Source organism: Burkholderia sp. HI2761, from assembly GCF_002223355.1.
In the GTDB taxonomy this organism is placed as follows: domain Bacteria; phylum Pseudomonadota; class Gammaproteobacteria; order Burkholderiales; family Burkholderiaceae; genus Burkholderia.
This window is the reverse complement of record NZ_NKFN01000011.1, coordinates 1-11,851: the sequence shown is the minus strand read 5'-3', so window position 1 is coordinate 11,851 and position 11,851 is coordinate 1. Positions and strand designations below refer to the sequence as shown.

The window sequence follows — 11,851 nt, the reverse complement described above, 5'->3', positions numbered from 1 at the left end:
AGGACGTCCTCACACGCTTGCCGACCCACAAGGCCAACGACATCGACGCGCTACTGCCGCATCGTTGGCAACCTCTCTCGACTGCCGCCTAAACTCGCTCGTCAAGACGGGTTGGCTGGTCGCTTACGCTCATCGGGCGGTTTGCTACGGATCTGCTCTTCGACCTTGTAGAGCGCGCCGATACGTTCCAGCGCCTCGGTGTTCAATGCATTTGGGCGAGCCGCATGCAATTCGTAGAACTGCCGCCGTGCATGGGCCCAGCATGCTGCTTCGGCAACGCGTCCCGTTTCGTAAATCGCTTGGTAGCCGCCGTAGGCGTCGGCCTGCAACGTGCCATTGAACGATTCGAGATGCTGCTGCGGATGGATGCCCTTACGGTCCGGCGTATAGGCAAACCAGACGGCCGGCGGAGTGGCGTCGCTGGACGCCCGATCGTCACGCACATACACCCACAGGCGTCCGGTTTTGGTCTTGCCGTTCCCTGGCGCAAGCACAGGCACTGGCGTATCGTCGGCATGGAGCTTCGTCGCCGCCATGACGTGGCGACGCAGTGCGTCGACGAGCGGTTGCAGCAGCGCCGCAGTGTGACCAACCCACTTCAACCCACTTCGCCAGCAGCGAGCGATCCAGCTCGACACCTTCCCGCGCATAGATCACCGACTGCCGGTAGAGCGGCAGGTGATCCGCGAACTTCGCGACCAGTACATGAGCCAGCAGTCCCGGGCCAGCCATGCCTCGCTCGATGGGACGGCTCGGCGCAGCAGCCTGGGCGATGTGATCGCAGCATGAACATGCCAGCTTCGGCCGCACATGGCGGATGACCCGGAAGCTCGCCGGCACATACTCGAGTTGTTCGGCGACGTCCTCGCCAAGCTGCTTCATCGGCGCACCGCACGCCGTGCAGGTTTCACGTGATTCGGGCCAATGGATCTGGATCTCGCGCGGCAGGTGATCCGGCAACGGCTTGCGTTGTACCTGTTCCGGTGCCGTGCGTGGCGTCCTGGGAATCTCGATGGGGGCAGCGCCTTCGTCGGCCTCGAGTTCTTCCAGACGCAGCTCGAGCTGCTCGATCTGGCGGTCCAGTTTCTCCGAGCGGCGGCCGAACTGCATGCGGCGCAGCTTTGCGATCAGCAGCTTGAGATGCTCGATCTCCGCCTTGTCGGTCGCCGTCGCCGCCTTGTGCGATTCGACCACGTCTTCCAGATGCCCGATGCGGGCATCGCGCTCGAGCAGTAGAGCCTTGAGCGCTTCGATGTCGTCCGGGTACGCGTTCGCCGTCGTCATGCCCGCAGTCTACGCGCCGGTGGGCGGGTTTACAACGCTGAGGTCGGCGCCGCCGTGCGCACCGGCTGCCGCCAGTCGATGCCTTCCAGCAACATGGACAACTGCGCCTGGCTCAAGCTGACGACGCCCCCATCCGCACGCGGCCAGACAAAGCGGCCGCGTTCAAGCCGTTTCATCAGCAGACACATGCCGTCACCGCTCCACCACAGCACCTTGACCAGATCGCCGCGTCGGCCGCGGAACACAAACACGTGTCCGCTGAACGGGTCCCGCTCGAGCACGGTCTGCACCTTCGCGGCCAGGCTATTGAAGCCGGAACGCATATCTGTCACACCAGCAGCCAGCCACACCCGCGTCCCAGCGGGAAGGCTCAGCATCACGAACCCACCTCCAGCAAGCTTGTCAGCACAAGCCGCAGGACATCAGACTCCGGCTTGCCTTCGAAACACACGCGCACGCCACGACATTCGATGACCAGCCCGGATGATCTGACCGGTTCCGGTATCGGCGGTGATGCCATCTGAACAGGCAGGAATAATTCAACTGGCGCGGATGCGGACGTCGCCTCTTGCTCCTGATCCCGACGCCACTTCGACACGAGATTCGCGTTCAACCCATGCGCGCGTGCAACTTCCGCCAGTGAACGGGTCGGGTCTCGTGTTTCCGCCACGACCTGCGTGCGAAACTCATTCGTGTAATTCTTGGAGCCTCGTCGGCGGCCCTGCGCCTTGATTTCCATTTTTTCTGGTTCCCACTACATTCTGATGGGAACCAGATTGCCGCCTATGAACCTTCATGAACAGACGGTGCTGGGGAAGCGCTTACGTTGTGGCGATCATTGACTTGGGATCGGGGAAAGGAACTGTCCGACCATGCTCGCTTCACAATTGAGTCTGGTGTGAAGGTCTTCTTCGCCGACCCGGACAGCCCATGGCAACGTGGCACGAACGAAAACACGAATGGCCTTCTACGACAATACTTTCCAAAGGGCACGGATCTGTCCCGGTGGAGCGCTCGAGAGATTCAAGCCGTTGCTAATACATTGAACACCAGGCCCCGAAAAACACTCGGGTGGAAAACGCCTGCTGAAGCTCTGGACGAATATCTCAGGTCTGTTCAACAATCCAGTGTTGCGACGACCGATTGAATCGGGGTGCCCTCAAGAAACGGATTTTTACGTACGCTAAGGTTTGTAGTTGTCGCATCGGCAGGAAGGGGCCAATGGAATTGACGTTGCGGGGAGCCCCGCGAGAAATCGAAATGAACTGATCGGAAATGAAATTCCCCGCCATAGGCGGGGAATCCATGTCACGTCACAACTGCTGATTCTGTTTCGTCGCATTTTTCATGCGCATGATGTGCTGCGGCGTTCGTTCCGACATGAACCGCAGCACGTCATCAAGCCTGACGTAGCCTGCCCCGGCGCGATCAATCTCCGAAAAATGGTCGCTGACCAACCCCCAGCCAGCCGCCTTGGCCTGTTGCTTCGACAATAGCCCGTCGGGATTGCCGCCGGTCGCGGCGGTAAAACGCCGGGCGACCTGGCTGTCCACGTCTCGCGTAACGGAGCCCTCCGATTGCTTGGGCGGTTGAACCCAGCCCTCGGGCGGCGGCGCCGGCTTCGGCAAATCGTCATAGGCAAGCGCTGCGCCGATGCCTGACATCGAAATGACGGTGGCAGCTACGATGAGACCAAAATGAGTCACGATTTTCATGGCTGTCCTCGGCTTACAGTAAGGAACCGTCCGCGACACGCGCCGGCGACTTGTAATAGCTGTCGATCGTCTGTTTCAACGGCGCGCGCGATGCCTCCGTGTTGTAGATCATGTGCCCGCCTTCGAACCATTTGACCGGGATGCGATCGCTCAGGTTCACCCCCTCCAGATCCAGCTCGGTCTGGAAACCTGGCGTCGCGATATCTTCGTAACCGTGAAGAATCAGCAGCTTGGCATCCGGGTTGGCAGTCAGCACGGCCTGGATATCGGTAATGCTCTGCGGGTAATAGGATTTGCTCCCTGCCCTCTGCCATTTCCAGTTTCCGATCGTCGCATTATTCAGCGGCTGGTAGCTCGACTGGGTCTTGTAGTTGACGAAATCGGGGAAATACGTCTTCAGCTGATTCAGGAAGGCCACGTCGATGTAGCTGTCCGCAGCGAAGCTGTTCCCGTTCGGCACCTTCATGCGCGCATCGTAGCGCCCGAGGTTGTAGCCCGGAACCAGCGCACTTCGAAACGGCCCCGGCGTGTAGTTAAACGAACTCTTCCAGGTCGACGCGGGGATCCCGGTATAGTCGGCCATCCGGTTCAGGACCGCTTGTCCGGCAGTGCTTGCCGCGTACGCATTCCATTGGTTGTTCGGCCGGCCGTCGGTGAAATAGGGCCCGTAGGTCGTCTGGAATGTCGCCCTCGCCAGCGTGCGCAGCTCGCCGAGATACTGCTCCTGTGTTTGCGCGCCGCGCTTGACGGATTTCTTGAAGTAGTCCGCAGCCATTGCGTAGGACGGGATGTAACCCTCGCATGTCACTCTCCCGCCCATCATGTCGCAATTGGAGTTGTAGTCGACGAGCGGCGAATTGAGGATGAATCCCGCCAATACCTTGGCCGGCTTGCCGGACGGATCGGGGGCGTAGCCGCTGGTACCCGCCTGCTCCAGCAGATTGGCGACGATCGGCGTGCGGATGCCGCCGTAGGATTCGCCGTACAGGTACTTCGGCGAGCTCTGCCGGTTGTACTTGTTCGTATAGCTCGTGATGAAGTCGGCCACCACCTGGGCATCATCGTCGGTGCCCCATAGATCGCCGTTCTTGAGCGGCTCGATGGCCGTGGAGAGACCGGTCCCTGGCGGATCGACGAAAACGATGTCCGACTCGTCGAGCAGCGAAATCGCATTGTCCTCAAACGGGAAGCTCTCGGGCTGCTTCGTGGGATCGGCCATGTTCGGTGCATCGGACTTGAGCCGCTTCGGGCCCCACGATCCCATGTGCAGCCAGATCGACGCCGAACCGGGGCCGCCGTTCCATAAAAACGTGACCGGGCGATTCTCCTTGGGCAGCGCGTCACGCGTATACGCCGTGTAGAAGATCGCCGCCTCGGCTTTCTTGCCCGACCCGTTCTGCCGGTAGGCCACCAGGTGTCCGGCGCGCGCGACATACGGCAGCACCTGCCCGTTGATGGTGATCGTGTGTCGCTTGACCGACGAATCCTCGCTGATCTTGGACATCGCGATCGATCCGTTGATCGTCGTATCGTAGGTGTTGCCGTCATTCAATACCTTGTCGGCCGGCGCGACTCTTGCGAATACGTCCATTTCAGACTCTTCTGACGTCGTGGCCGGCGTTGACGGCGTCGTGACTGTCGTGGATGGCGTGACTGTCGTGGATGGCGTACTCGTCCCGCTCACAGCGGTAGACGACGCGTCATCACCACCACACGCGGCCAGCGCTGCTGTGGCGAGCGCAGTGGCCACGACCCAGATTGGAATTCTTATCGTCATTGATCAATCTCCTCGACGGGACATTTCGATAGAAATACTTACAGAAGTACAACGAATTGCATCGACCTGGAAACCTCTTCGTCGCATACCTTGTCGTGTCCGATAGAGCCGACTATGTATCCGGTGCCGACCATCGATTCACCGCGCGTCTCTCCGCTACTTCACCAGCATAACCGCCGCGACGCGTGCCTTCGGAACAACCGGCATCGCGAGCACTGTGTGCGACAGGTCGAGCGTCACCAGTGACGTGCCCTGGTAGCCCTCCAGCTTCAACTTGACCTTGCTGCCCGGCAGTACCGTGAAATCGCGCGGCATCATCTCCAGCGAGAAATCGTAGTCCGTGTTCGGCGCGATCGTTTGTGGGACCTCCAGCCCCTTGTAGAAGCGCGGATTTGCCCAACCGTAGGTCACGTCGTGCCCGTCCACCGACAATGTGGCCTTGATGTTGGTGACGGCCGGCGCAAACCGGCCACGCATCGCGACCCGGATCGCACCGGCGTAGCGGGTCGCGTTCGCGAGCGATTTCGTCTCGTAAGTCACGGCCGTTGCGTTGCTCACATCGACCGACGCAGCCGGCGCGCCCTCCGCCGTGTTCGGCGTCAGCAATCCTCCCGTCCGTCCGTCGCCGCGCAGGTAGTAGGATGTGTCGGCCGTCTTCGGCCATGCATCCTCCTTGATGAACAGCTCACCTGTCGGAATGCAGTCGCGCGGATTGTGGCCCGAATGGCAATGGCCGATCAGCGTGTCGTCCGTATTGTTCGGATCGGGCGGAAGCGTTGCGCCAACCGGGATGTCACCTGCCGGCGTCTCCCGGACGTACGTCGGCTGCGTCTCGACGCCATTGTTGACGCCGAACAGATAGCGCGAGTACCACATCACGATCTGCTTCTGCCATTCCTTTTGCCACGCGGGATCGTCGTGGTTTCGACTGTGCAGCCAGAGCTGCACCGGCTTCTTCGCGCGATACAACGCGTCGTACAGTTGCGTCGCGTTCTTGGTCTTGACGTTGTTGTCGGCCTGCCCCTGTGCGATCAGCGTCGCGGCCTGAATCCGGTCGACCAGCGACACCGTGTTGCGCGCCTTCCAGAAGTCGTTGTACGTATAGGTCGCGTTGTCGGAAGACGTGACGGCTGCGACGCGCGCGGGTTCGCAGATTGGCGCACGGGCGGACGTCTGCTGGGATTTCATGTAGCTGCCGAGCGATACCGTGTTGTCGATATCCGCGATCACGCCGTTGTAGCGGAAATAGTCGTACCCGCTACTGATGCCCTCCACCGGCACGATCGCCTCGAGGCCCGGCACACCCGTCGCCGCGACCATTGTGGGCAGCGTGCCGCCATAGGAAATCCCCTCCATCGCGACGTGCCCGGTCGACCAGGATGCCGCAACCTGCTTGCCCTGCAGGTCGAAACCCGGTGCGACTGGGTCGCCCGTCAGCCAGCGCACGACGCTCGCCATCGCGTCGCGCTCCGTACGGTCCATCACTGACCAGCAGCCATCCGACTGATTGGTGCCGATCGAATCGGCATAGACGACCGTGTAACCCATCCGTAGATACTCGGCCTCGCCAAGAAACGGCGCGCGTGTCTGCGTCGCGTAGGTCGGATCCGCGTAGTACACCGACGGCCGTACGATGACCGGTGTCTTGAGCCCCTCCGCTACTTCGGCAGGCTGCACGATGCGCAGCGCGATCCGGTCGGGTTTGCCGTCCCCGTCGGTGTCGAAAGGTGTCTGCACCATCACGTTCAGCTTCAGCGGCGGCCGCATCGACAGCCAAGGCAAGATCACGCCGTTCTCGACAGTCGGGCCGTCGTGTCCCGGATACAATCCGGCGAGCTTCGGATAGGACAACCCGGTCAGCGAGCGCTCATATTGCGCGCCGACTTCGGGCACCGGCGTGGGTGGCATAAAGGGCGCCGGCGCGGGAGCCGTCGTCACGGTACCGGGCTGGGCCGATTGAGGGGAGGTACTCGGCTGATTTCCCTGGTTTGGCACACGCGACGACGCGGAATCATCTCCACCGCATCCCGCCAATTGAATTGCTACCGGCACGAGCAGGATCAGCAGTCGGGCGCCACTCATGAAAGATTGACGAATCTTCGCTCTCTGCCATGTTTCCATATTTTTATAGAAATGTGTTTATCTTGGCATCTAAACAAAATCAGCCGAAGCCGCTGTAACAAAGTGAGATATTTATAGTTGCATAAGGCGATATCCAAAATCACAAGTCAATATCGACTCACAAAAATTGACAAATTTCTGGGCGATACTGATTTCTGGGTCAGGATTCGCGACCGCAAAATTTAGCAGACCGTAGCGGCCGGAATCGCCCATTGGCCACTCGCTTGTTGGCGCGCCAGACGTAGTCCCCCGTTAAAATGATGTGGCCCCAACCGAGGGGCGTCACGTGCGGCATCAGACTTTCATCGATCTCTTCGTGCTGCCCGAGCGCCGCGATTACGCGCTCGATGTAGACGGTGTTCCACAGCGTGATGGCGGCCACCACGAGATTCAGTCCGCTGGCGCGATATCGTTGGTTGTCGTACGATCGGTCGCGAATTTCGCCGAGACGGTAAAAGAAGACGGCCCGTGCGAGTGAATTCTGAGCCTCTCCCTTGTTCAGCCCGGCCGTTACGCGGCGCCGCAGCACCGGATCTCGCAGCCATTTCAGCGTAAACAGCGTGCGCTCGATCCGGCCAATCTCGCGCAGACCGGCGGGGCCATTCTGTCCGGGGTACGCGCCGAGTTTGCGCAAGATCAGGGAGGCCGTCACCGTCCCTTGCTTGATCGAGGTGGCTAAACGAAGCACATCGTCGAATTCCCGTTCGACCACTTTCCGGTTAGTCGTGCCCCCGATCAGGGAAGTCAGTGCTGGCCAGTCGGACGCCTTGCCCGGCACATAGAGTTTCTTGTCAGGAAGATCGGCGAGGCGCGGTGCGAACACGAACCCTTCGAATGGGAACAGTCCGAACACGTGATCGGTAAACCCGGCCGTGTCGGTGTAGTGTTCCTCGATCAGCAGATCCGACTCGTGATAGAGCAACCCGTCGAGCACGTGCGTGGCATCCCGCACCGGCGGGTTGATGACCTTCGTGTAGAACGGTGCATATTGGTCGGAGATGTGAGTATAAAACAGGACGCCGGGCTCGCTGCCGTACTTCGCGTTCCGGTAGACGGCCGCAACGCAACGCGCCTACCGCAAGGAGGCCGAGCGGTTGATCCTCTGGGCGATCGTCGAGCGCGGCCGCGCGTTGTCGTCGCTGACGACTGACGACGCGATTACATACCAGACGTTCATGCGACGCCCTGCACCGCGCGAGCGCTGGATCGGGCCGCCGCGGCCACGCGGTCATGAAGCGACTGGACAAGATGACTTCACCGGGGGCTTACGCTCGTCGCCGCGATCTGATCCTTTAACTTGACTACATCCAACAGAAGCACTAGCGTGTAACAAAAGTACGCGAAAAAGCACGAAAAATAAGTAGTCTCACTACGCAATGTAATCGAACGTGCTTCAATTTATGTCGATACCACGTGTAATGGCAGATTGATACGTGGATATGCATCGTTCGTTCGGCCTGCAAAGTTAAGGATCTGTAGGTTTTTTTTCGAGTCCACTTAATTAGTATTACCAATACATTCGTGAGGAAACGAAAATGTACGGTGGCATTGTAAGCAAGGGGTTGATAATTTGCGGTTATGCAATAGTCCTTACATTTTGTCTTGTCGGATGTGGCGGAGATGATGGTGTGTCATCGACACCGACGCCTCTGGTCCCGGTATCGGCCGGGCCGACAGATCCGACTAGTTCTTCGATTCCTCCAACTTCGTCCCCGACGACACCCGTGGTGACAACTCCAACAATCGTAACGCCTGAGGCCAACCAATGGAGCCTGACTAGCACCAGTTACAACGAAACGTACGTCAACCAACCATTTATCGGCAACGGATATATGGGATTGCGCATTCCGTCGGCCGGGAATGGTTATTGGGTCGGCAAACAGGCGCCTGACGAGAGCTCGCCGTGGCCGCTCGGCACACCGCGGTATACCTCTGCCATGGTCGCAGGATATGTGGGCAAGAACGCTATTCTTTCGACATTACCGAATTGGTCGCCTTTGACGATCGGTGACTCAAAGTATGTCTACGATCCACAGACCATCCAAGGGTCGAAACTATCAAACTACAGCCAGTCCACTGACATGAAGAACGGCTTGGTGACAACGTCGCTAATATGGACGTCGCCGTCCGGCAATCAGGCCAAACTCGCTTGGACGATGTTTGCTCACCGCCGATACGCACACCTTGGCGTGGTGCGTTTGGATATCACGCCTGTCAAGTGGTCTGGGCCGATGCACGTCGACTCATACGTCGATCTACGCAGCATTCGCCGGGGAACTGAAATGACCCGTCAGCGCTGGCAGGACATCACGAACAACGGTGCCGAAGCGTCAGTCATTGCGGATAGCACGAATACCAAGGCGACCGTTGCCTTCCGGGTACTCCCTCCGTCAGGGCTGCCAGGTAGCACAGCGTTGAGCAACAACAATCAAAGCGGGTTGAGTTGGAGCTTTACGCCGACATTGAATAAAACGTATACCTTCGTGAAATATGTCGGCATTGCGTCCGGTGCTGACTACGATCTTCCTGATCCGTCAGTTGCGCTCGACAACACGTCGCAGCAAATCAATCAACTCGCCCGAAATGTCTCGATTTCAGCACAGACGGGAACCTATGGGTCTTACAATACCATATTGCAAGCACATGAGGCTGCGTGGCAATCCATCTGGCAAAGCGATGTGATTGTCGACGATCAGCATAGTAACTTACAAGGTGCCATTCACGCTGCGGAATACATGCTGTATTCCAATCTTCGTGAGGGCGCGCGGAACAGTATTGCGCCAGCTGGATTGACCAGCGACAACTATGGGGGAATGATTTTCTGGGATGCTGAAACGTGGATGTATCCATATCTGCTCGCGGCCCATCCTGAAATGGCGAAATCGATTGTGGATTACCGCTACGACAGACTACCTAATGCTTTATTGAATGTACAGAATGATAGAAGCGATACCGGAGTAGGAAGTGCTACGATCGGATCTTTTTTCCCATGGACGTCAGGTACGGGAATATTGTCGACGGATGGTGGAGAATCTGCGGAAATTCATCTGCAGGCCGATATCGCACTGGCTCAGTTTCAATACTATGAGGCAACAGGCGATAAGACCTGGTTGCAACATTACGGCTGGCCTGTTCTCAGCGCTATTGCGGACTACTATTCGACACGGATGACACTCAACAGTAATGGAACATATAGTCTGACAAAAGTAGACGGTCCAGACGAATATGTACATAATGCCACGGATGCGGCCTACACAAACGGTAGCGCCCTGCAAGCCATCAATTTTGCTACGCAGGCAGCCACGATCCTGGGATATGCGATCCATCCGCAGTGGGCTGTTGCTAGCGCGAAACTGGTTAAACCCCAGGTCGATCCAACCAGACAAGTTGTGTTGCAGCATGCGAAATTCAACCCGAACGTTTCGCATACGTTGAAGCAAGCCGACGTCGTTCTGCTGACATATCCGATGGAATATCCGCTGCCCACGCAGATCGGCATCAATAATCTTAATTATTATTCTGCAATTACTGATCCTACCGGACCGGCGATGACAAATTCTGTACAGGCAGTGATTGCGGCGCAATACGGTTTGTCAAGCTTGGATACTTTTTTCTCTAACTCATATCAGCCATATATTCGTGGACCATATTTGAATTTTAATGAGACATCGCTACTCGTGCCAAGCGCAGGGCAGCTTAACCCTGCGTACACTTTCCTGACTGGCGCAGGTGGTTTTATGCAAACCTTATTGAACGGGCTGGCCGGATATCGTTTCCGCACGGATGGCATCTATTTGTCGCCTATTCTGCCTGTTGGACCATTAGACCAAGTTGATAAAGCAAAACTGACGCGAGTCTATCTGAAGGGTATGCACTGGCAGGGCCGTACTTACGATATTGAAGTTAAGCCGGATAATACGACAATTTTAATCACCAATGGTCCCGCAGCGTCTGTTATGACACCAGATGGTACGTTCACGGCGAACTCCGGAGCGCCGCTTGTTATTAAAACTCGTGGACTCACGCCATCAAATAGTTAAGCCTGTGGGATATCGCATATTTTCTAAAGCGCCGCCTATGTCTGAATTATTCAGAAGTGGGCGGCCTCAGATACGCGAGACGAAAAAGAAATATTCGTAGATGCTCAGTGACAACGACGTTGGCGTAGCCACGAGAGCACTATATCGGAGACTGGCTAATATGATCTGGCCGTCGGATGTCATCGGTGGTGGCGTGGAGGCGGATGGCTACCAATTCGCGGCCACGTTCAAAGTGCCGAACGACCCCAAGGATGGAACTCCGGCGTGCTGTGGCCGCTGAAGTGCAGCGACAAGCGGCGTAAGCTGCCTCGACATGCCACTTCTCCAGCCCGTGACATGGCGTGGCTAGCGTCTGCGTGATCGATGCGGCGACGCCAATCGAAGTCACCAGAATAACTATTCATAACATATTAAGTGGTATAAAAAATAAAGCTATAAATAAATAGATATAGTGCAACGCTTTCCGAAATATTCTGTTGCAATTAATTTTGTCCCCTTGTACGGTAACAGTGCCCTGACACAGGGCATATCACGTCATGGATCCCCCGACACGAACGGGGCGTTAGATCTATTGGAGATGAAATGATCCTCAGGAAAATAGGACTGCGAAGCAGTCAGGGGTTGGCTTTGTCCGCATCACTTGCGACAGTATTCCTGGTGAGCGCGTGCCGGGGAGGCGACGACGGTGTGACCTGAGACGTTTCTTGTAGCCATCCGGCAAGTGAGTTCTCTTTTATCCTAGGGACAAGGAGAATTCGATGAAGAAGCGATTTACCGACGAGCAGATTGGAGTTGACCCTGTAATACCGGACACAGCGTCACACTAAGGTTGCTGAATCCATCGAGCGCCGGAACTCGCGAGGCGAGCGGTATTTCAGCGCGCTATGGGGATGCTTCTCGTTGTAATGCTCGAA

At 57.5% G+C, this 11,851-nt stretch carries 6 protein-coding genes and 4 pseudogenes; 3 read left to right on the top strand and 7 right to left on the bottom strand.

All coding sequences use genetic code 11. The annotated features are described in order from the left end of the window. Positions 1-122 precede the first annotated feature (122 nt). The 3 genes and pseudogenes from tnpC to tnpA form a co-directional block, all read right to left on the bottom strand. Positions 123-1,284 (bottom strand): annotated as a pseudogene (gene tnpC / locus CFB46_RS34770) (IS66 family transposase); the annotation flags it as partial. A gap of 29 nt (positions 1,285-1,313) precedes the next feature. Beyond that, on the bottom strand, positions 1,314-1,661 hold the full coding sequence (tnpB, locus tag CFB46_RS34765) for an IS66 family insertion sequence element accessory protein TnpB (protein ID WP_027782056.1): 348 nt from the start codon (positions 1,659-1,661) through the stop codon (positions 1,314-1,316). Continuing rightward, positions 1,661-2,023: an IS66-like element accessory protein TnpA gene (tnpA, locus tag CFB46_RS34760; protein WP_080410267.1), complete on the bottom strand. Its 363-nt coding sequence runs from the start codon at positions 2,021-2,023 to the stop codon at positions 1,661-1,663. Before tnpA ends, tnpB begins: the two co-directional genes overlap by 1 nt. Positions 2,024-2,110: 87 nt before the next feature. Between tnpA and CFB46_RS34755 the strand changes: the two are divergent. Next, positions 2,111-2,431, top strand: a pseudogene (locus CFB46_RS34755) (IS30 family transposase); the annotation flags it as partial. Positions 2,432-2,597: 166 nt separating this feature from the next. Here CFB46_RS34755 and CFB46_RS34750 read toward each other — a convergent pair. From CFB46_RS34750 to CFB46_RS34735, 4 genes and pseudogenes are all read right to left on the bottom strand, one after another. Then, positions 2,598-2,999: a hypothetical protein gene (locus CFB46_RS34750; RefSeq protein ID WP_089502494.1), complete on the bottom strand. Its 402-nt coding sequence runs from the start codon at positions 2,997-2,999 to the stop codon at positions 2,598-2,600. A 13-nt stretch (positions 3,000-3,012) separates the two neighbouring features. Then, positions 3,013-4,590: a S10 family serine carboxypeptidase-like protein gene (locus CFB46_RS34745; RefSeq protein ID WP_415748918.1), complete on the bottom strand. Its 1,578-nt coding sequence runs from the start codon at positions 4,588-4,590 to the stop codon at positions 3,013-3,015. 342 nt (positions 4,591-4,932) lie between these two features. Next, complete coding sequence (locus tag CFB46_RS34740) at positions 4,933-6,897, bottom strand: Xaa-Pro dipeptidyl-peptidase (protein WP_089502492.1); 1,965 nt, start codon at positions 6,895-6,897, stop codon at positions 4,933-4,935. A 160-nt stretch (positions 6,898-7,057) separates the two neighbouring features. Further along, a pseudogene (locus tag CFB46_RS34735) lies at positions 7,058-7,942 on the bottom strand (Tn3 family transposase); the annotation flags it as partial. A 7-nt stretch (positions 7,943-7,949) separates the two neighbouring features. Between CFB46_RS34735 and CFB46_RS34730 the strand changes: the two are divergent. Together CFB46_RS34730 and CFB46_RS34725 are read left to right on the top strand one after the other, a co-directional pair. Then, positions 7,950-8,123: pseudogene (locus tag CFB46_RS34730) on the top strand (integrase); the annotation flags it as partial. 501 nt (positions 8,124-8,624) lie between these two features. Continuing rightward, positions 8,625-10,937: a glycoside hydrolase family 65 protein gene (locus CFB46_RS34725; RefSeq protein ID WP_179235148.1), complete on the top strand. Its 2,313-nt coding sequence runs from the start codon at positions 8,625-8,627 to the stop codon at positions 10,935-10,937. Positions 10,938-11,851 lie beyond the last annotated feature (914 nt).

Coding starts and splice junctions, on each gene's coding strand:
- tnpB (WP_027782056.1), bottom strand. CDS start 1,661: ATGCTGAGCCTTCCCGCTGGGACGCGGGTGTGGCTGGCTGCTGGTGTG.
- tnpA (WP_080410267.1), bottom strand. CDS start 2,023: ATGGAAATCAAGGCGCAGGGCCGCCGACGAGGCTCCAAGAATTACACG.
- CFB46_RS34750 (WP_089502494.1), bottom strand. CDS start 2,999: ATGAAAATCGTGACTCATTTTGGTCTCATCGTAGCTGCCACCGTCATT.
- CFB46_RS34745 (WP_415748918.1), bottom strand. CDS start 4,590: ATGGACGTATTCGCAAGAGTCGCGCCGGCCGACAAGGTATTGAATGAC.
- CFB46_RS34740 (WP_089502492.1), bottom strand. CDS start 6,897: ATGGAAACATGGCAGAGAGCGAAGATTCGTCAATCTTTCATGAGTGGC.